At 71.8% G+C, this 21,256-nt stretch carries 12 protein-coding genes; 2 read left to right on the forward strand and 10 right to left on the reverse strand.

Annotated features, from left to right (window positions below; translation table 11 throughout):
* Window position 1: 1 nt before the first annotated feature.
* From NQV15_RS10735 to NQV15_RS10765, 7 genes are all read right to left on the reverse strand, one after another.
* Window positions 2–925, reverse strand: coding sequence for an NADP-dependent oxidoreductase (locus NQV15_RS10735; RefSeq protein ID WP_232399850.1), 924 nt, complete (start codon window positions 923–925; stop codon window positions 2–4).
* Window positions 922–1,485, reverse strand: coding sequence for a hypothetical protein (locus NQV15_RS10740; RefSeq protein ID WP_232399851.1), 564 nt, complete (start codon window positions 1,483–1,485; stop codon window positions 922–924). The genes NQV15_RS10735 and NQV15_RS10740 overlap by 4 nt, the downstream gene beginning before the upstream one ends.
* A gap of 58 nt (window positions 1,486–1,543) precedes the next feature.
* On the reverse strand, window positions 1,544–4,825 hold the full coding sequence (locus NQV15_RS10745; protein WP_232399852.1) for a DEAD/DEAH box helicase: 3,282 nt from the start codon (window positions 4,823–4,825) through the stop codon (window positions 1,544–1,546).
* A 9-nt stretch (window positions 4,826–4,834) separates the two neighbouring features.
* Window positions 4,835–6,646: an exodeoxyribonuclease V subunit alpha gene (gene recD / locus NQV15_RS10750; protein WP_232399853.1), complete on the reverse strand. Its 1,812-nt coding sequence runs from the start codon at window positions 6,644–6,646 to the stop codon at window positions 4,835–4,837.
* On the reverse strand, window positions 6,643–10,017 hold the full coding sequence (locus NQV15_RS10755) for a UvrD-helicase domain-containing protein (RefSeq protein ID WP_232399854.1): 3,375 nt from the start codon (window positions 10,015–10,017) through the stop codon (window positions 6,643–6,645). The genes recD and NQV15_RS10755 overlap by 4 nt, the downstream gene beginning before the upstream one ends.
* Window positions 10,014–13,361 carry an exodeoxyribonuclease V subunit gamma gene (gene recC / locus NQV15_RS10760; RefSeq protein ID WP_232399855.1) on the reverse strand — a complete coding sequence of 1,116 codons (3,348 nt, stop codon included), beginning with the start codon at window positions 13,359–13,361 and terminating at the stop codon, window positions 10,014–10,016. Before recC ends, NQV15_RS10755 begins: the two co-directional genes overlap by 4 nt.
* A gap of 87 nt (window positions 13,362–13,448) precedes the next feature.
* The gene (locus NQV15_RS10765; protein WP_232399856.1) at window positions 13,449–14,090 is read right to left on the reverse strand and encodes a collagen-like protein; all 642 of its coding nucleotides are present in this window, start codon (window positions 14,088–14,090) and stop codon (window positions 13,449–13,451) included.
* Between the two features lie 697 nt (window positions 14,091–14,787).
* Between NQV15_RS10765 and NQV15_RS10770 the strand changes: the two genes are divergently transcribed.
* Together NQV15_RS10770 and NQV15_RS10775 are read left to right on the forward strand one after the other, a co-directional pair.
* Window positions 14,788–16,257 carry an ADP-ribosylglycohydrolase family protein gene (locus NQV15_RS10770; protein ID WP_232399857.1) on the forward strand — a complete coding sequence of 490 codons (1,470 nt, stop codon included), beginning with the start codon at window positions 14,788–14,790 and terminating at the stop codon, window positions 16,255–16,257.
* A 73-nt stretch (window positions 16,258–16,330) separates the two neighbouring features.
* Complete coding sequence (locus tag NQV15_RS10775) at window positions 16,331–17,170, forward strand: N-formylglutamate amidohydrolase (RefSeq protein ID WP_232399858.1); 840 nt, start codon at window positions 16,331–16,333, stop codon at window positions 17,168–17,170.
* A 133-nt stretch (window positions 17,171–17,303) separates the two neighbouring features.
* Here the strand turns inward: NQV15_RS10775 and NQV15_RS10780 are convergent, their stop codons facing one another.
* The 3 genes from NQV15_RS10780 to NQV15_RS10790 all read right to left on the reverse strand — a co-directional run bounded on the left by NQV15_RS10780 (window position 17,304) and on the right by NQV15_RS10790 (window position 21,217).
* Entirely contained in the window at window positions 17,304–18,290 is a 987-nt protein-coding gene (locus tag NQV15_RS10780; protein ID WP_232399859.1) for a hypothetical protein, read from the reverse strand.
* A 126-nt stretch (window positions 18,291–18,416) separates the two neighbouring features.
* Window positions 18,417–19,901 carry an MFS transporter gene (locus NQV15_RS10785; protein ID WP_232399860.1) on the reverse strand — a complete coding sequence of 495 codons (1,485 nt, stop codon included), beginning with the start codon at window positions 19,899–19,901 and terminating at the stop codon, window positions 18,417–18,419.
* The gene (locus tag NQV15_RS10790) at window positions 19,898–21,217 is read right to left on the reverse strand and encodes a M20/M25/M40 family metallo-hydrolase (RefSeq protein ID WP_232399861.1); all 1,320 of its coding nucleotides are present in this window, start codon (window positions 21,215–21,217) and stop codon (window positions 19,898–19,900) included. The genes NQV15_RS10785 and NQV15_RS10790 overlap by 4 nt, the downstream gene beginning before the upstream one ends.
* Between the last annotated feature and the right edge of the window lie 39 nt (window positions 21,218–21,256).

Raw genomic sequence — 21,256 nt, forward strand, 5'->3', positions numbered from 1 at the left:
GCTACGGCACGGTGATGACGATCTTGCCGCGGGTGTGGCCGTCCTGGCTGAGCTCCCACGCCTGCTGGGTCTCGGCGAGCGGGAACTTCGCCGCGATCTGGACCGTGATGGTGCCGTCGTCGAAGAGCTCGGCCAGCTCGGTCAGGTCGTCGACATCGGGTGTCACGAAGACGTACTGACCGCCCATGTCGTTGACCCCGGGGTCGATGATCGACGCGATCCGCCCGGCGGACGACTCGGCCAGCAGCTCAGGGCTCACCGCCAAGTCACTGCCGTGGAGATCGAGCACCGCGGTCACGCCGTCGGGGACGATCGCCCGCACCCGCTCGACGAGGCCGTCGCCGTACTCGACGGGTTCGGCCCCGAGATCGCGCAGGTAGTCGTGGTTGCCCTCGGACGCGGTGCCGATCACGCGGGCACCCAGGGACACCGCGATCTGCACCGCGAACGAGCCCACGCCGCCCGACGCGCCGTGGATCAGCACCGTGTCGCCGGGCGCGACCTCCAGCGTGTGCACGAGGCACTGGAACGCGGTGAGCCCGGCGAGCGGGATCGCGGCCGCCTCCTCGAAGCTGGCGTTGGCCGGCTTGCGGGTGACGGTGCGGACCGGGGCGGCGACCTTCTCGGCGAGCGTGCCGCCGTGCACGGCGTCCTTGCGCAGGTAGCCGAACACCTCGTCACCCGGCTCGAGGGTCGTCACGGCGGGCCCGACCGCCTCGACCACGCCCGACACGTCCCAGCCCGGGATGACCGGGAAGAACGTGTCGAGCAGGGGCTCCAAGCCGCCGGCGGCGACCTTCCAGTCGACCGGGTTGACCGATGAGGCCAACACCCGCACCAGCACCCAGTCGGGCCCGACCTTCGGCTCGTCGACCTCGGTCAGCTCGAGCGGCCCGCCGAAGGAGGCGTAGGTGACTGCCTTCACTGCCGGTGCGGCTCGTCTCCTGTGAGCTCCTCGACGCTCTCGTCGATGTCCGGGCCGGTGCTGTAGACGACGGTCTCCTCGAGGTCGATGTGCTCGTCGGCCAGCAGCGGGTTCACATCGGAGCTGTCGGTCGTCGCGGTCGGGCTCGGCGGCGTCGGGACGGGCGCGGACGACTGGGCACCGAAGCTGCTGCCGCTGTCCGCGGTGCTGTCGGAGCCGGAGTCGCTGTCGGTCGCCGCGTGCTTGGCCGTGTCGACCTTCTCCTTCGCGGAGTCCACGGCCTCCTCGACCTTGTCGGCGTTCTGGTGGGCGACGCTGCCCACCTTCTCGGCGACGTCCTTGATGCGGGGATCGTCCTTGACCTTCTCGGCGGTCTCCCGGACGAACTCCTGCGCCTGGGCGGTGGCCTGCTGGACGCGCGGATCCTCGGCGACCTGCTGGGCGGTCTCGCGGATCTTCTCGTACCGCTCGCGCCCGGCCTTGGCGCCGAGCACGTAGCCGCCGCCGAACGCGGCGAGGAGGGTCAGCTTCTTGATGGGGTGGCTGAAGATGAGGCTCATGCGCTAGGGACTACCCCAACTTGGAGAACGCAATCGCCCGGCCGTGCGCGACGCGGGATCAGACGCCGAGCAGGCCGCGGATGTCGTCGGTGGTCAGGGCACCGGAGAGCGCAGCGTCCTCGTCCATCACGGCGTCGAACAGGGCGGACTTGCGGGCCTTGAGCTCCATGACCTTCTCCTCGATCGTGTCGGCCGACACCAGCCGGTAGACCATGACCGGGCGGGTCTGGCCGATGCGATGGGCACGATCGACGGCCTGCGCCTCGGCGGCCGGGTTCCACCACGGGTCGAGGACGTAGCAGTAGTCGGCCTCGGTGAGGTTGAGCCCGAAACCGCCGGCCTTGAGGCTGATCAGGAACACCGACCGCTCCCCCGACGTGAACTGCTCCACCGCGGCCTGGCGGTTGCTGGTGCGCCCGTCGAGGTAGGCGTATCCCATCCCGGCGTCGTCCAGCCGCTTGCGGACGCGCGCCAGGTACTTGGTGAACTGGCTGAACACCAGCGCCCGATGCCCCTCGGCGGTGACCTCCTGCAGGTGCTCCATCAGGACGTCGATCTTGGCCGAGCCGACATCGTCGTACTCCTCGTCGAGCAGACCGGGGTCGAGGCTGAGCAGCCGCAGCTGGGTCAGCGATCGCAGCACCTCGAAGCGGTGGTCGGACGACTCGTCGGCCAGCAGCCCCATGACCTTCTGCCGCTCGCGCTGCAGGTGGGTCTGGTAGATCCGGGCGTGGCGGGGGCTGAGCGCCACCTCGAGGACCTGCTCGGTCTTCGGTGGCAGGTCGGCGGCCACCTCGCCCTTGGTGCGGCGCCGCATGAGGGGGCGGATCCGCTTCTGCAGCAGGGCCAGCCGGTCGCGGCCGTGCCCGGTCTCGATGGGCTTCTGGTAGCCGGCGACGAAGCGCTGCGGGTCGGGGTAGAGCCCGGGGGCGACGATCGACAGCATCGACCACAGGTCCATCAGGGAGTTCTCCAGCGGCGTACCGGTGATCGCCAGCTTGAACGGTGCGTCCAGGCGCCGGGCGCACTGATAGGTCTTTCCCTGGTGGTTCTTGACGAACTGGGCCTCGTCCAGCAGCAGGCCCGCCCACGACGCCGCGGTGTAGGCGTCGTTCTCGATGCGGAACAGCGCGTACGAGGTGATGACCAGGTCGGCGCCGGCGATCTCGTCGGCCAGCTCGGTGCGGCGGCGCGCCCGCGTCGCCGAGATGGTCGCGACCTTCAACCCCGGTGCGAACCGCTGCGCCTCCCGCGCCCAGTTGCCGACGACGCTGGTGGGCGCCACGACCAGGAACGGGCCGCTGCCGCGCTCCACCTGCCGCACGATCATCGCCAGCGCCTGGACGGTCTTGCCCAGGCCCATGTCGTCGGCCAGGATGCCGCCGAGGCCGTGATCGGCCAGGAAGCTCAGCCACGCGAACCCGTCGCGCTGGTACGGACGCAGCTCGGCGTGCAGGCCCGCGGGGACCTCGGGCATCGGCACCTCGTCGAGCGAGCTGATCGCCGCGACGGACTCCTTCCAGCGGCTGGACTGCTTCTCGACGACCCCGAGGGCCATCAGCTCGTCCCACAGCCCGGCGTGAAAACGGTTGACCCGCAGCTTGTCGCTGCGGCGATCGGTCAGCTCGCGGGCCTCCTGGATCAGCTCACGCAGCTGCACCAGCTCGGGCCGGTCGATCGACAGGTAGGTGCCGCTGAGCAGCACGACGTGCGACTCCCCCGCCGCGAGGGCCGCGAACAACGGCCCGAAGTGGACCTTCTCGCCCTCGATCGTGACGGTGACCGCGAGGTCGTACCAGTCGCTGCGCGGATCCTTGCCGTCCTCGAGCGAGATGTGCACGACCGGGGCCACCTCGGCCCGCCGGTAGTCGGGACGATCGCCGACCACCTCGACCTCGACGCCCGCGGCGGTGAGCGCCGGCAGCACCTCCTCGCTGAGGACGACCGCGGCGTAGCCGTCCAGCGTGGCCTTCGGGACCAGCAGCGCGCGACCCGTGGCGTCGCTGGTGACCGGCAGGCCCGGTGGCGGGACGAGGTCGTGGACCAGGTCCTGCTCGGCGGAACGGTCGCGGAACGACTCGGTCCCGCCCCAGCCCGTGCGCACCGGTGCGCCGTCGATCTCGTACACGAACCCCCACACGACCTGTGCCGACAACCCGTCGTGGGTGACGGTCAGGGCCAGCCGGGGCGGGACGATCTCGGGCACGTCGATGCTCGGGTCGACCCGCACCGACCCGAGCGCCCGCTGCAGGCGGGGATAGAAGTCGCGCAGGAACTCGGCCGCGTCGGCCTCGGGCACCCGCACCCCGTGCCGGTTGACCACCAGCGTGCGCAGCGACTGGTCGAGCGGCTCCTCCAGCGGCGCCAGCCACAGCCGGGCGGGGTGCTCGTCGTCCCAGGCGGCGATGCCGTGCGCCGGGTGGCCGATCAGCATCGTGCGGTCGTGGGCGTGCGCGTCGGCGATGTCGGCGTCGGAAAGGTTCGCCGACACCAGCAGTCCGCCGTCCTCGTGCGGGCTGACGTCCAGGGTGACCGCCACCGGCTCGCGGAGGATCGTGACGGTTGCGTTCTCGGGGCCGAGCAGCGCGACACCGGACTCCTGCAGCGCGTCGAACACCCGCCAGGCGTCACGGGTCAGACCGCCGAGGTCGATCGTCCCGTCGGACCGGCGGATGTGCGAGTAGTGGCTCCTGACCGCGACCTGCAGCTCGGCCAGGGCGTCGATCTGCGGATCACCGCCGCGTCCCCGGGTCGCGGCCTCGACGTCCGGCCAGGTCGCCCCGGTCTTGATCCACTTGCCCTTCGCGCCGCGGCGCAGCGGCCGCGCCGACAGCAGCGCGTCACCCTGGTAGTACGAGGGCACCAGGTCGATCCGCAGGGCCCAGTCGGTGCGCCGGCGGGACGTGTCGCCGACCAGCGGGGCGAGGGCCGAGCGCCACTGCGGCTGGGTCGGACGCGCGGTGGCCCGACGGCGCCACGCGTCCTGCGGCAGCGCGACGACCGGCTCCGTCGACTCCTCCACGGCGGGCTCCAGCGCCCCGATCGACCCGCGCAGCGCGATGATCACGGCCACCACGTGCTTGCAGTTGAACCCCACGAAGCACGTGCAGGTGCCGGCGATGTGGGTGCCACCGGCCCGTGTCTCGCGGACCTCGACGGTCGTCGAGTACACCTGCGGATCGGTGCCCCGCACCTCGGCGGTCGCGGCGGATCCGTCCTCGTCGACGCTGAGCACCGTGACCCGTCCGGCGTGCGCATAGGCTTTGCCCCGCGAGAACGAGCCGGCGTCGAAGGCGCGGCGCAGCTCCCCATCGGTCAGGGAGTCGATCGTCGGTGCCACGTGGCGAGACTAGTCCGCGGTGCCGACAGCCCCCGGCGCGCTGTCCAGAGCAGCGGCGAGGCGCTCGGCCAGACCGCTGGCGCGCAGCACCCGGGTGCCGATCGCGGCCCGGACCGCCTGCTCCGAGCCGATCAGGGTCACCGACGACTGGGCGCGGGTCAGCGCGGTGTAGAGCAGCTCGCGGGTCAGCAGGCGCGAGTCGTCATCTGGCAGCAGCACCGACACGCGGTCGAACTGGCTGCCCTGGCTGCGGTGGACCGTCATCGCATAAGCGGTCTGCACGGCACCGAGGCGGGACGGGGCGAACCGTCGGCGCTCCTCCTCGGCCACGAAGACCGCCAGCCCGTCCCCGGAGGGCACGGTGATGCCGGTGTCACCGTTGTAGAGCCGCAGTCCGCGGTCGTTCTCGGTGACCAGCACCGGGCGTCCGGCGAACCAGGGACGCCCGAGGGTGTGACCGGCGTCCTCGTCGAGCCACCGCTCGACCTGGACGTTCCAGGTCTCGGCGCCGAAGGGTCCCTCGCGGTGTGCGCACAGCAGTCGGTGGCGGTTCAGCTCTGCCAGCGCGTCCTCGACGTCGCCGCGCTCGGCGGCGGCACGCATCGCCCGGGCGCCGGGCAGCACCAGCTGCTGGACGGTGTCGGCCAGGTGGTCGCCCTCGACCAGGCGGACGCTCGGATGACCGGCGCGCAGCACCTCGATCGCCCGGTCGGCGTCCCCGTCGCGGACCGCGGCGGCCAGGGTGCCGATCTCGTCGCCGAACCGGTGCTCGCTGACCAGGTGGGCCACCGGGGACGCGGCCTGGCCGGTCCAGCCGCCGACGAGGTCACGCAGCACGGTTCCGGCCTCGATGGAGGCGAGCTGGTCGGGGTCGCCGACCAGCAGCAATCGGCTGTCGGGGCGGACCGCCTCGACGAGTCGGGTCATCAGCGTCAGCGACACCATCGAGCTCTCGTCGACCACCACGACGTCGTGCGGCAGCCGGTGCCGGCGGTCGTGGCGGAAGCGGGTGGAGTTGTCGGGTCGGAAGCCCAGCAGCCGGTGCATCGTGGAGGCCTCGAGGCTGCGCAGCCAGGCGCGTTCCTCGGCGGTGAAGCCCTCGGCCTCGGACACCGCCGCGACGGCCTCCTTCATCCGGGCGGCCGCCTTGCCGGTGGGCGCCGCCAGCGCGACCCGCAGCGGTGGGGCGCCGGCGGCCGTGGCCTGGGAGGCCAGGACGGCCAGAAGCCGGGCCAGCGCCGTGGTCTTTCCGGTGCCCGGCCCGCCGGTCAGGATCGTCGTCCAGCGACGGGCGGCCCCCTCGGCGGCGGACCGCTGCTCGGCATATCCCTCGCCGGGGAACAGGCGCGTCAGGTCGGCGGCGAGCAGGGCGTCGTCGGGAGCGGGCGGTGCGAGCCGCGAGCGGTCGACCAGGTCGCGGGCCAGCTCGGTCTCGAGCTCGAAGTAGCGGTCGAGGTAGACCAGCCGGTCGTCGACGCGCAGCGCCGGGACGTCGGCGACGACCAGCTCGCTGCGGGACACCTCGGCGTGCCAGGCGACCGGGTCGGCCGGCCACGGCAGGTCGGGGGTCTCGGCGCCCAGCTCGTCGGCGAGCTCGGCCAGCTCGACGGCGGTCGATCCGTTGCGCACCGCCCGGACGGTCAGCGCGAACGCCAGCCGCACCGCCTCGGAGGTCTCCCCCACGACGTCGGACACCCGGGCCGCGATCCGGACGTCGGCCGAGGTCAGCACCCCGGCGCGGTTGAAGTCGGCCAGCACCCCGGTGACACCCAGCGCCAGGCGCCGGTCGAACGGATCGTCGATCACCAACAGCTCGGTCATCGCTCGCCCCTTGAGCTTGTGTCGCCCCTTGAGCTTGTCGAAAGGGAGCTTGTCGAAAGGGAGCGTGTCGAAAGGCCGTCCAGCAGATCCGACATCGCCAGCACCAGCGACGTCGGCGGACGCCACGCGAACACCCCGTACGCCTGCCCGTCGGCACGCGGCGCATCCGGCCCGGCCATCCCCCGGACGTACAGGTACGCGATGCCGCCCAGGTGCACGTCGGGGTCGTAGCCGGCCTGCCGCCAGCGCAGGAAGCGGTGCACGACGACGGTGTACAGCAGCGCCTGCAGCGGGTACGTGCCCGACAGCATCGCCGCGGTCAGCCCGTCCGGGTGGTAGCCGTCGAGCGTCAGCGGGGTGTCGAAGTCGCCGAGCCAGTTGGTCTTGTAGTCCACGACGAGCACCCGGCCGTCCGGCAGGCGCAGCGTGAGGTCGATCGAGCCGGACAGGTAGCCGCGCAGCGGCTGGTCGGCCAGCGCCGGTGACCGCAGCCGGTCGGCGAAGGCTCGCATCGGGTCGTCGGCGTCCAGGTGCTGCTCCAGCAGCGTGGCCAGCCCGCCGAGGCGGGGCTCGTCGGCCGACGGCCGGTCTCCGCCGGCCAGCGGGATCTCGAAGTCCAGCTCGCGCAGCTGCTTGGACGCCAGCAGGGTCTCGAGGGTCAGGTCGTCCGCGAGCGGTCCGAGTGGTGTGCGGTACACCGCCAGCAGCGCCTCCACCAGCGTCTGGACATCGGCCTCGACCGGCCAGAAGTCCAGCTCGTCGGTGAGGACGGCGGTGAGCTCGTCACGCAGGTCGCCGTGCGTGACGTCGACCTTCTCCAGCACCCCGTGCACGAGACTGCCGAAGGCCGCACCGGTGGGCAGGTCGGCCATCGGCGATAGCACCCCGGTCGGCGCGGCCGGCACGATCGAGGCCGACTCGTCCTCCTCGTCGTCCTTGCCGACCTCGGGAGCCTCGGAGCCGACGGCGTGCGCGTCGTAGTCGTCGCGCGTCAGGCCGGTGTACGACGTGCGGCGCCAGGCGAGGTCGACCTCGCGGTCGAACGTCCGCACGGCCAGACGGTCGGCCGCCTGCTCGACCGGAGCGACCGGTGCCGGGCGGGCCACGACCCGTTCGACGACCGGGCCGCCGATGCGCTGCCACTGCTCCAGGATGCGCAGCGAGTCCGCATCGTCCAGCGGGGTGCAGACATCGGGCACCGCCGACTCCCCCGGGCGCCGGCCGAACAGCACCCGGTGCAGCCCGGCGTTCTTGGCATTGGTGGTCGGCGCCCACCAGGCGACGACCTGGGACTGCGCGCGGGTCGCAGCGACGTAGAGCAGTCGCAGCTGCTCGCCGCAGTCCTCCAGTGCGGCCTGCGACCGGCTCGCCCGGAACGTCGTGCCGTCGCGGCCGCCCAGGTCGATCACCCGGTCGGTGCCGTCGTGCAGGCGCAGCTCGTTGTCGTCGGGGATCCACCGGTCGTACAGGAACGGCAGGTAGACCACGGGCCACTGCAGGCCCTTGCTGGCGTGAACGGTGACGACCTGCACGGCGGCTGCGTCGCTGTCGAGGCGGCGGGTGCGCTCGACGGCCGCGGCGGTGGAGTCGTCACGCTGGGCGCGCAGCCACGCCAGCAGCGCGGCCAGGCCGAGCCGGTCGCGCTGCACGACCTCCTGCATCGTCTGGGCGATGTGCCGCAGATCGGTCATCCGCCGGCGGCCGTCGGGACGTTCGAGCACGCGCCGCGCCAGCTCGCCGTGCCCGGACGTGGCCTCGAACACCGCCGCGACGCCCCGGTCGCGCAGCAGGTCGGCGAGATCGCGGATGCGGGTGGCGACCCGGTCGGTCAACGTGTCCGCCTCGGCGACCAGGTCGGCGGGGCTGGAGCCGAAGAAGTCGGTCAGCGCCGCGGCGCGCACGCGGGCGCTGCTCTGCGGACGCTCCATCGCCTCCAGCAGCGTCAGCCAGGCATCACCGGCCGGGCTCTTGAAGACATTGCTGCCGCCGGCGAGCACCGACGCGATGCCGCGGGCGGCCAGCGCCTGCTGCACCAGCTCGGCGTGCCGTCCGGTCTGCACCAGGACGGCCACGTCACCGGCCGTGAGCGGCTGGTCGTCGAACGTCGTGCCGGCGGCCAGCAGCTCGCCGATGTCAATTGCGAGGTCGGCGGCGATGCGGTCGCGCGCCTTGGGCGCCGAGACCAACTTGGTGACGCCGAAGTCCCCGCGGGTCAGCACCCGCAGCCGCAGCGGCGCGCCCGACGGCGCCCCGCTCAGGCGGCTCTTGGCCTGCGAGGCCTCCACGGGATGCACCACGATGCGCGGGTCGCCGAGCGCGGCGCCGCCGAGGGTCACCCGCAGGGCGTCCACGAGCGGGGCGTCGCTGCGCCAGTTGGTCGACAGGGTCGCCTGGTGCGGGGCGGTGTCAGCGGCGGCCAGGTACGTGACGACGTCGCCGCCACGGAAGGCATAGATCGCCTGCTTCGGGTCGCCGATCAGGATCAGCGTCGCCCCTTCCGCCCCTTGAGCCGCCTCCGCCCCTTGAGCCTGTCGAAAGGCCCGGTCCAGCACCTCCCACTGCACCGGATCGGTGTCCTGGAACTCGTCGACCAGCACGATCTTCCAGCGGCGGCGCATCTGGTCGCGCGCCGGGGCGTCGTCACCCTCCAGCGCCGAGGCGAGCCGGCTCAGCAGGTCGTCATAGCTCAGCAGACCGAGGGCGCGCTTGCGCCGGTCGAGCTCGGCGCGGGCCTCGCGCGCGAAGGTGACCCGGTGGAACGCCTCGGTGGCGGGGTCGGGATCGTCCGGGATGATGCGCGCCTGGGGATCGTTGACGGCGCGCCGAGCCAGGTCGAGCGCCTGCACCCGGCTGAACGGCACGGCAGCGGCGAGCCGGTAGCGGGCCAGGTACAGGTCGTCCACGACCTCGACCAGCACATCGTCGAGGCTCTCGACCAGCTCGGCGCCCGCGTCGGCGTCGCCGGCGGTGCCGAGGCTGCGCAGCACGATCTGGCAGAACTGGTGGGTCGTGGCGATGGTGGCGCCGTCGAAGTCGGCGAGGGCGGTGCGCAGCCGGACCCGTCGCTCGGCGACTTCCGCGGCATCCCCTTCGGCGAGCAGGCGGATCAGCTCGTTGTCGTGCCCGGCCGCGGCGGCCGGGTCGGCGAGCGCGCTCTCGGCCTGCACGAGCTGCTCGCGGACGCGTTCGCGCAGCTCGCGGCTGGCAGCGCGTCCGAAGGTGATGATCAGCAGCTCGTCGAGCGTCGCGTGCCCCTCGGCGACATAGCGGGTGACGAGGGCACCGACCGTCCACGTCTTGCCGGTGCCGGCGCTGGCCTCGAGCAGCGTCGTGCCGGACGGCAGCGGGTCCCGGATGGAGAACGGCCTCACAGCGGGCTCACCTCCTGCGCGGCCAGCAGCGGGTCCCACAGCCGGTGGGCCAGTGTCGCGAACCGGGACGTCTGGTCATCGGTGTCGAGCAGGTCCTCCAGCGGGGCGTCCTGGCCCCAGATGAGGACGTGGTGGGCGTCGTCGCGCTCGCCGGGGATCATCGTGCCGCGGAAGTCGCGCGGGTCCCACTCGCGGCGCGCGACCGAGATCGCGGTGACGTGCGGCTGCCGTGCGCTCGACTCGGCATAGGCCAGGGACGTCTTGAGCGGCAGCGGCAGCGGCTCGCGCAGGCCCGCGTCGCGCAGGGCGATCAGGTCGGCCAGCAGCTGCGGCGCTGCGGCACCGACCGGGCGGATGTGCGCGTGGGTGCCGCCGGCCTTGTGCTTGCCGACCGCGTGCGCCTCCCAGGGCGTGCCGGGATGCGCGGCGGTCAGCGCGAGCAGGTCGACCCAGGAGCGCAGTCGGTGCTTGGCCGCCAGCGACGAGTAGGTCACGGTGACCAGCCGCTCGGAGTAGACGTCGTCGACGCTGCCGACCAGGCGCCGGCCGTCGGGTAGCTCCACGTCGATGTCGACGGCGCGGGAACCTCCGTGCCGCAGGGCGGCGGTGTTCATGACCAGCGGGCCGACGGCGGCGCGGATCTCGTCCAGCAGGCGGCGGCCCAGCTCGCCGGGCGGCACCAGTCCGCGGCGGTACTCGCCCTGCACGGCCGCGCCGGGATCGGCGCCGGCGAGGGCGTCGCGCAGGATGCGGTCGCCGACACCCCACTTCTGCAGGGCGTCCAGCTCGATGGGCACGTCGTCGGCGACGGGATCGTCCTCGCTGAGCACCGACACGTCGAGTCGCTGACGCAGGAACGCCTTGACCGGATGGGCCAGGAACGCGACCAGGTCCGGCAGTGCGATCTCGCCGTCGCCGGCGGGCTCGAGCGGACGCGCCAGGAACGACCGCTCGGTGACCGCGACCGGCCCGGCGGTGGCCTGGGCGCCGGCCAGCGCGGCGGGGTCGAAGGTGAACGGCTGGTCAGGGATCAACGCACCGGGGATGACGTTGCGCCGGTCGAAGGGCTGCAACGGGTGGTGGGTCACGACGTCCGCACCGGCGGCGGTGCGGTGGACCTGGTCGATCAGCTCGCCGAGCGGGACGGCCGGCGGTCGGGACTGGCCGGTGCGTTCGTCGGCGCCGGTGTAGGTCAGCACGAGCGTCTCGGTGGCGGCCATGATCGCGTCGAGGAACAGCTGGCGGTCCTCGCTGCGGACGTCCCGTTCACCGGTCATCGGGTCGCGGGCCAGGACGTCGTCGCCGTGCACCGCGCCGACGCGGGGAAACTCGCCGTCGTCCAGCCCCAGCAGGCAGATGACCCGGTGCGGCACCGAGCGCATCGGCACCATGGTGCAGACCGTCAGGGTGCCGGTGCGGAAGTTGGCGCGGGTGGGGCGCGAGCCGAGCCGGTCGCCCAGCAGGCTGGCGACCTCGGCGAGGCGCAGCGGTGTGCTCGAGCCGCGGGCGGCGTCGTCGAGGCGGGCAAGCTCGCGCTCGAGCTGGTCGACCTGCCACTCGTCGCGGTACGGCACGGACGCCAGCCCCAGGACGCCGTGGCGCAGCGTCTGGACCCACTGCGAGACGGGCTGCTCGAGGGTCATCTTGTCGATCGTGTCGCGCAGGCGGTCGACGATCTCGGCCAGCCGCCCGGCCAGGTCGATGTCGCCGCTGCTGACGTCGTCCAGCGGCAGCACGGTCTTGATCCAGCGGCCGCGCTGCTCGGCGACCGCGGCGCCGACGAGCACCCGGTCGACGCCGAACTGCCAGGTGTTGGGCACCAGGTCGTCCAGGCCGAACGGTTCACGGTGGACGGCGTCCAGCCCCCACCTGACGCCGGACCGGTCGACCCAGCGGGCGATCTGCTCGAGGTCGTCGTCGGACAGCCCGAAGCGGTGCCGGACGGGGGCCATCGCGATGAGGTCGAGCACCTCGGTGGCGGTCAGCCGGCCGCTCCCGGCGAGGGTCAGCAGCGATGTCGCGACCTGCAGCAGCGGGTTGGTGCTGGCCGAGCCGCGGTCGGCGAGGCGGACGCGCAGCTGGTGCGCGGGGTGCCCGTCGTCGATGACGCCGGCCAGCCCGAACGCGGCGTGGATCAGCGGGGCGTAGGTCTCGATGTCGGGGCACATCACGAGGATGTCGCGCGGCTCGAGCGTCGGGTCGTCCTCCAGCAGGCCGACCAGGACCTCGCGCAGCACGTCGACCTGGCGGGCCTTGCCGTGGCAGGCGTGCACCTGGATGCTGCGGTCGCGCGCGTCGTGGACGCGGCCGTCGGCGCCGCTGCGGTCGCCCACCAGATCGTCCTGCAGCCATCCCAGCAGCGTGTCGGGACGCTGCTCGGTCGCAGGCAGGTGCTCGTCGTGGACGTCGCCGGCCAGGTGCAGTGTGCGCTGCAGCTCGCGGGAGTCACGGCCCAGCGAGATCAGCAGCGGGTTGGGCGCGTCGATCGGGGCGGGGTCGTCCGCCCGCCGGACGGGCCCGGCCGCGGCGGCCGGGGCCAGCGCGTCCCACAGTGACGGCGACGGGTGCGGCAGCCACAGGTGGATGTCCCGGTGGGCGGCCAGCGCGTCCAGCAGCAGGACGTCGGTGGTCGCCAGCCGGGTGTGGCCCAGGAACGAGATGCGCTCGGCTAGGTCGAAGGCGCGGGGCTCGGCGCGCAGCCGCTCGATCGTCGCTGCCAGGCGGACGTCCGGCGCCGGCGCGTCCACCCGCCTCAGCAGCCGCCGGTACAGCTCGGCCTGCCACGCCAGATCGCCCCTTGAGCCGCCCTCGCCCCTTGAGCTTGTCGAAAGGGAGCTTGTCGAAAGGGAGCCTGTCGAAAACCCTGCCCACTCCGCCAGAATCCCCGGCCGCTGCGCCGCATATGCCGAGAACAGCCCGGCGATCCGCCGCGCCACCCCGTACCGGCGGCCGCGTCGCAGCTCGCGCTCGACGCCGGTGTGCTCCTCGCCCAGGTGGCGCGCGAGCGTCCGGCACCACGGTTCACCGAGCGAGGCGTCGATGACCTCCAGCAGCGGCCAGACCAGCCGGTCGGGGTCCCACGGGTCGTCGTCCTTGGTGCCCAGCAGCTCGGCCATCAGCGAGCGCGGCGACGTGAACCGGACGCCCGCACAGACGCCGTCCTCGCGCCCGGCGCTGACACCCAGCCGGTGGCCGAGCTGCTGCGAGAGCCACCGCTCGATGCCGCGGGCCGGGACGATGACCAGCTCCTCGTCGAACGGGTCACCGGCCGGCCGCACCAGCAGGGCGGCCAGTCCGCCGACGAGCCGGTCGGCGCGCTCGGCGCGATGGACGTGGAAGGGCACGGGACGACCCTACGGCCTGGCCCGGACACCTCGTGGCCGCAACCGCTGACCGAGTGATGCAACCGCAGTCCCGTTGGCGCTCGTCCCCTAACGCATCGAGAGCCGAGGCAGCGCAGACTTGCCCGTGATAGACGGTCCAACCTGCGGGCCGGGCCCGGTCACCGTTGATATCTCTATGGCGTGCAGATGGGCCGCCTCCAATTGATATGTAGCCTCGCCGGATAGGCATCCGATATACACAACAAACGTTCCGAATCCACTCTTTGTGTACACATGCTCGGTGGTGACACTCGCGCGCCCGGCGATGCTGTCCTGCGCGAAATCGTCGATCTTGTTGTCGCTAATGAGCTGGCACTGCATCGCATCCGTGACTGGGCTCAAAGCGGTGACACCGGATGAGACCAGATAGTTCTTGTTCCGGTCAAGGGTCAGAGACCCGAGAACCACCCCTTCCGGGCCGATCGACTGGCCGGCGGAAATCGTGGCGACGCGAGCGTTGGTGATCCCAGCGGGACCCGTAGCGCCAGCTGCTCCGGTGGCACCGCGCTCACCCTGAGGCCCAGCAGCACCCGCGTCGCCCTTTTCGCCCTGCTCGCCCCGGGGACCGGCTACACCGGGCTCACCTCTGTCACCCTTCTCACCCGCGACGCCCTTCTCGCCGGGATCACCCTTGGGACCGGCCGCACCAATGGCACCCGCAGCACCTGTCGCACCGGTCGCACCGGTCACGCCCTTCTCTCCCTGAGGCCCTGCGGCACCAGCCTCACCCTTGGGACCGGCCGCACCAATGGCACCCGCAGCACCTGTCGCACCGGTCGCACCGGTCACGCCCTTCTCTCCCTGAGGCCCTGCGGCACCAGCCTCACCCTTGTCACCTTTCGCGCCCGCGACACCCTTCTCCCCGGGATCCCCCTTGGGTCCGGTCGCACCAATCGCGCCTGCAGCGCCTGTCGCACCGGCCGCTCCAGCAAGGCCCCGCTCACCCTGAGGCCCGGCAGCACCCTTCTCGCCGCGATCGCCCTTCGGTCCCGCGCTACCCATGGGGCCCGCAGGGCCGGCCGGGGCCTTCGCTGCGAGGTAGAGCGTTCGCTCCGAGCGCTTGCACTTCGACGACGAGGACACGATCCGGGCTTGCTTCGTGGACTTGTGGACGCACGCCTTGTACGACGAAGGAGCTGCCTGCGCCGGGTGCAAGCCCGAGCCCGCAAGCATGAATCCTGCGGCACCGCAGAGGCACAGGAGTAGACGGAAGCGCATTGGTTCCCCGATCCGAGCAGAATGGAATGCCAGAATCTATCGGCGCCGAGCGGGCGTCAGGGTGGAATTCGCAGATTCCCAGGGTTCTCGAGCGCGGACATCCCCGAGTGGCAGTCTGTCCATGGGGCTTGTGCCGCCTCCAAAGGACTACAAGAACGCAGGAGAGCCGATGACTGTGCATCTCGACCGCGCGGCCGGCGTGCTGCTGGGTCAGGCGTGCGGTGACGCTCTGGGCGTCCCGTACGAGTTCGGCCCCGCGCTGCCGGACTCGGTCGAGCCGGTGATGAGCGGCGGCGGGCCCTGGAACTTCGACCCCGGCGAGTACAGCGACGACACTGCGATGGCGGTCTGCATCGCCGAGGTGTCGGCCACCGGTGCCGACCTGACCGGCGACGACGCCCTGGACGAGATCGCCCAGCGGTTCCTCGACTGGGCGGCCGACGCGAAGGACGTCGGCGCGCAGACCCGTCAGGTCTTCGCCGCTGCCCGACACGGCAGCGGCTCGGTCGGGCGCCGGATGCTGGACGCCTCGCGGGCCCACGCCGCCGCGCATCCGGGCCGGGTCGGCAACGGCGCCCTGATGCGCACCGCGATCGTCGGCCTGACCCGCCTGGACGACCGTGACGCCACCGCGGCCGCGGCCCGTGCCGTCGCCGAGCTGACCCACGCCGATCCCCTCGGCCCGGAGTCGTGCGTGCTGTGGTCCGATGCGGTGCGCCGGGCCGTCAACGGCGACGAGCTCGACCTGCTGGCGGGACTCGACCTGCTGCCCGCCGACCGTCGCGACCAGTGGGCGGCGTGGATCGACGAGGCCACCGGCGTCGACCCACGCACCTTCGCCAGGAACGGGTTCACGGTGTGGGCGTTGCAGGCCGCGTGGGCCGCGATCACCTGGACGCCCCAGGTTGAGCCCGACCCGGCGCAGGGCCGCTTTCCCGCCCAGCACCTGGCCGAGGCGACCAAGAACGCGGTGCGCGCCGGCGACGACACCGACACCGTCGCGGCGATCGCCGGGGGTCTGCTCGGCGCGTACTGGGGACAGTCCGCGATCCCGCTGGAGTGGACGCGGCGGGTGCACGGCTACGGCGGGCACCGGGCGTCCGGGCTGGTGTCATTGGCCCACCGGACGGCGCTGCGTGGCGGGTCGGCGCACGAGTGGCCGCTCGCGGAGCGGATGGCGAACCCGGAGTACACCTCGGCCAGGCCGGTGCGGGCGGTCCACCCGCATGACGAGGGCGTGATCCTGGGCAGCTATGGGGTGCGCGACCACGGCTGCGACGCCGTCGTGTCGCTGTGCCGCATCGGCACCGCCGACTTCGCCGCCGCCGGCGTCGAGCCGCAGGACCACGTCATGGTGCGAATGGTGGACCGCGAGGACCCCGCCGAGAACCCGCACCTGGACTTCGTGATGGCCGACACCGCGCGCACCATCAAGACGCTGCGCGACGAGGGCAAACGGGTCTTCGTCCACTGCGTGGCGGCGCACGCCCGGACACCGGCCGCCGGCATCGCGTACTCCCGACTGCTGGGGGTCCCACTGCAGAAGGCGCGGGCCGACATGGCGCGCGTCCTGCCGGGCATGCGTGGCAGTGGCGTGCTCTGGGACTCGACCGAGCGGTTGCAGCCTCTGAAAGAGTGACCGCAGCACCTCTGGCTCGTTGAACCCGATAACAGCAAGTATGGAAGCTCCAGCTGTCCTGGAAGGGGACTACATGACGATGAGCGCCACGTCCCGCGGCGACCAAGCCTCTCGATCCTTCGGGATCATCCCCGGCGATCCCGAATCGACGGTCATCATCCACGTACCGCACGCCTCACGCCTGATCCCGGACGCCGTGCGCGCCGGCATCTTCCTCGACGACGCAGCGCTCGACCGCGAGCTCGATGTCGTCACCGATGCCTGCACCGACGTGATCGCCATGATGACGGCGGCCCGCGCCCCGGTGCGGCCATGGGTGTTCGTCAACAGCTGCTCGCGGCTGGTCGTCGACCCGGAGCGCAACCCGGACGGACACAAGTACCTCGACGCGGCCGGGCTCGGCGTGGTCTACACCAGCACGTCGGACGGCTTCGTGCTGCGTGATCCTTCGGACGACGAGGTCTCGGGGCTCCTCGTCCAGTACTTCGAGCCCTATGTCGCGGCGCTCACCGAGCTCGTCGACCAGCGGGTGGCGGCAGCCGGCCGGGTCGTGGTGATCGACCTGCACTCCTATCCCCTGGACGCCGTCAAGTTCGAGCCGATCACTGCGATGGTGCGCCCCGAGATCGGCCTGGGGACCGATGAGGCCCACACCCCGCCGGAGCTGCTGGAGGCGGCGCGCACCGCGTTCGCGCCGTTCCACATCGACCAGGACACCCCCTACGAGGGCTGCTACGTGCCACCGGCGCGCAACGAGGTGCGCAACCACATCCAGGCGCTGACCGTCGAGCTGCGCCGCGACCTGTACATGGACCACGACCTGTCATTCGTCGAGCCGGCGGTCGAGCCGATCGTGGCGTCGCTCAGCGCGCTGGTCAACGACATCGACCAGCACGCCGCCATCCGCCGCTGACCGCGTGGGACGTCGGCGCGCGGCCGAGCTGCGCGCCGACCGGGTTGCAGCAACAGTCGTGGCGGTGGGCACCGTCGGGACGCTGGGTTGGGCGATCGTCGGCTTCTGAAGACGCAACCGGCTCACGCCTGCCTCAGGTCGCGGGCGGCCAGTCGATCTCCCAGTTCGCAAGCCGGTCCCGCTCGATGAGAAGGTCCTGCGGACTCAACCAGTCCGGCGGCTGGCACAGCGCAGCAAGAAGACGCGCCAGCTGATCGATCAGGGATCGGCCGCCCCGGTAGCCGAGGTCGTCCAGCAGGCCAGGGCCGATAATCTCCGCCAGCGGCGGAGGCGACGCCGCACGCACCAAGGTGCTGCCGATCAACCGGTGCCGGATGGCTTCGCGGTCCGGGTCGTCGGGGGCCAGAACCGCACTCAAATGCCACACGAGCGCGTCCTCGTCCATGTCGGCGAAGAACCGTCGCAGGGTGGCCGCGGTGGCATCGGTGCACCTCCACTCGGCGCCGGGGTCGTCCTCGGTGACGGAGGTGATGCACCGCCACGCGCCCAACGACTGCAGCCGGAGCGCAGGCGTCATGACGTCCTCGAGCGCGCACGCGACGAGGACCCGCTCGACGAAGGCGTCGAGGTGGTCGGCCAGGTACTGGCGCGCGGCACGACGCGACAGGCCGAGGTCGTCGGCACGACTCTCGACCTCGCGGCGCCAGTGACGGCGCTCCTGCAGCCGCGCGCTCACCCGGGTCGCCAGTGCCAGTGTCGCCTCGAGAGCGTCCGACCGCCCGACGCCCGCGGCGGTCATCCGCAACGCTGTTGCAGTCACGATCGGAGGATCGGCGTGCGCGACGAGCTCCATGTGCGCGGCGAGGATGTCCAGGTGCGTCAACCGCACCGCTGCCCGTGCGTTCGTCACCACCCACGGCGACATCGGGCCGTAGGGCTGGTCGTGGTCGAACCGAGGCTCATCGACCCGGTCGAGCCCTGGCATGGACACGCAGCGCGTGGCGGCTGCCTCAAGAGCCAGGATCTTGAGGCCGATCTCGACGGCCATCGCAGGGCTCACGTCGACCGTGCGTGCGCTCCGGCTCGGGGGCGTGGTGGGTTCTTTGTCTGCGTTGCGCATGTCAGCTCCTCGTCCGGGCGACTTCCCAGATCCATGCTGGTCGCCAGAGGCAGGAATCGGCGGGTCTCGCGGGCCGCCTGTGGACGGCGAATGGTCACGGACGAGCCTGTGTACAACGCGCAGGTGTCAGGCGTCGTCGCTGTGCTGCGCGAACGCCACCCGCGGCGCCATCAGCAGCGCGACCGCCGCCAGCAGGGCGGCGCCGGCGCACACGCCCCACACCACCAGATAGCCCGACAGCGGGGCGTTGGTGGACTCCTCGCCGAGCTTGTCGATCGAGCCGGTGGAGGCCAGTGCGATCGCGAAGATCGACGAGGCGATCGCTCCGCCGATGACCTTGGTGCCGTTGGTCATGCCGGTCGCGATGCCGGTGCGTTCCGGCGGCGCGGCGGCCGCAGCAGCTGCTGGCAGGGACGCCACGAGGGCGCCTGAGCCGACGCCGGCGATGGCCATGTTGATGAGGGCCTGCATGGTCGAGTCATGGAATGGCAGCCACAGGGCGTAGCCCGCCGCGACGAGCAGGCAGGCGCCGATCAGCGTGCGCCGGACCCCGAACCACCGGGTGGTCAGCGGCAGGGTGAACGCGCCGATCGCCAAGGTGATGACGTAGACGCCGATCAGCGTCGAGACGAAGCCGGAGTCGGCGCCCAAGCCGTACCCACGGACGTCCGGGTCGGCCTGCGCGAACGTCGACAGCGGGATCTGGCCGCCCAGGACCGGGATGCCGAACAGGAATGCGGTGACCTGGATGGGCCACTGACTGGGGCTGGCGAGCAGGTCGACGTCCACGATGGGGTCGGTCACGCTGCGCTCGTGCCGCACGAACGGGACGAGCACGAGAATGCCCAGCAGGATGACGATCCAGGCGCGGACGCTGCCGGCGCCGTCGAGGCGGATCAGCACGAGCCCGGCCATGACGAGACCGAGCGCGGCGGTGATGAGCGCCAGGCCTGTCCAGTCGATGCCGCCGGTCGACTCCCCCGGCGTGTCCTCGATGCCGGCCCAGACGGCGAAGAACACGACCGTCACGACGATGGCCGGGATCGCCAGGACCCACCTCATGTCGAGGCTGTCGACGAGTGCGCCGCTGGTCAGGGCGCCGATGATGACGGCCAGCTCGAGGGCGCCCACGAGCACCGCGGCGCCGCGACGGGTCAGCAATGACTGGCGTCCGGAGTCGCGGGTGCGGCGATGGATGATCGCGATCTCCAGCGGCAGCCAGATGATCGACGCGCCCTGCAGCGCCCAGCCGATCAAGAAGGTCGTGAACGAGGGGGCGACGACGGTGATCCACGAGCCGAGGGCGGTGACGGCCGTGGCGATCAGCAGCACCTTCTTGTGCCCGATCAGGTCGCCCAGGCGCGCGAGCAGCGGGATCGCGAGCGCCGAGACGATCAGCTGGGCGGCCTCGAACCAGTTGATGTCGCCCTCGGGGATGGCCAGGTGCTCGGCGATCTGCGGGTAGATGGGCGTGTAGTAGCCCTGCAGCACGCCGCTGGCGATCTCGACGGCGACCAGGAAGCCGACGATCGCGCCGAGGCCCTGCAGCGCCCGCCCGCCGGTTGAGGAGGCCGAGGGACGAGGCCGTCTCGAAACCCTGCGTGTGCTCATGCCGGCAGCCTCTCGATCAGTCGTCGGTACCACCGCACTCCGTCCAGGAAGGCGTCCACGCCGAGGTGCTCGTCGTAGGAGTGGATCGACTCGCGCTGGGCCTTGGTCATCCGGAACGGGGCGAAGCGGTAGACCCGCGGGCAGATCGTGGTGAAGAACCGCGAGTCGGTGGCGGCCATCATGACGTACGGAGCGGGCACCGCGTCGGGAAACAGGTCGGTGATCGTGGACTCGATCAGCCCGAATGCGTCGTCCATCGGCGAGATGGGGCTGGGCTCGTTGTGCTCGACGACGTCGATGTGCACTTGGTCGTCGTTGATCGTCTTGCGCACGTGCTCGAGCACGCCGGCCACGGTGTCGCCGACCATGATGCGGATGTTGACGCCGGCCTTCGCGGTGGCGGCGATGACGTTCAGCGCCGGCGACCCGGACAAGGTGGTGATCGCAAACGTCGTGCGGGTCATCGCCGCGGGCTCAGGACCGGCGGCGATCAGCGCCCTGGTCAGCAGCGGCTTCATGCGTCCGGCGTTGATCATCAGCGGACGCAGCGCGAGCGGCGCGTGGCGGCCCATGCGGCGGAACAGCTCGATCGTCGGCTCGGGGACGCTCGCGGGCATCGGTGAGCGATCGATGCGAGTGATCGCGCGAGCGATGCGGGCCGTCGGGCCCATCCTCGCCGGTGTGGACGCGTGCCCGCCGCGTCCCTCGACGCGCAGCTCGACCGACGTGACGCCCTTCTCGGTGACGCCGATGACACCGATCGGCGCGGCGACGCCCGGGAACGCCTCGCTCGCGATCGCGCCGCCTTCGTCGAGGACGAACCACGGCTGGACGCCTCGGCGCGTCAGCTCCTCGACGGCCAGGACGGCAGCCGTGCCGGACACCTCCTCGTTGCACCCGAACGAAAGCCAGACATCCTGCGCCGGGACGAAGCCGGCCTCGAGCAGCCGCTCGACCGCGGCGCAGATGCCGACCAGGCTCCCCTTGTCGTCCAGCGTCCCGCGCCCCCAGATGCTGCCATCGACGATGTCGCCACCGAACGCGGGATGCTGCCACTCCCCCTCGACCGGCACGACGTCCAGGTGCGCCATCAGCACGACGGGCTTGGCTTCGCTCGCCCCGGCCCAGCGGAACAGCAACCCGTGGGTGTCGACGCGCGTCAGCTCGAGATTGTCGTGCAGCAGCGGGAACCGGCGGGCCATCTCGGCCAACAGCTCGTCGAACGCGGCGGTGTCGACCTTGTCGGGGTCGCGATCGCTGACCGTCGGGATGCGCACCAGCGCCTGCAGTGCAGCCACCGCCGCGTCGTCATTCATGATCGGCAGACTACGTGTCACCGCGGTCACGAAGCGGCT

It is taken from the genome of Aeromicrobium wangtongii (assembly GCF_024584515.1).
Classification (GTDB): domain Bacteria; phylum Actinomycetota; class Actinomycetes; order Propionibacteriales; family Nocardioidaceae; genus Aeromicrobium; species Aeromicrobium wangtongii.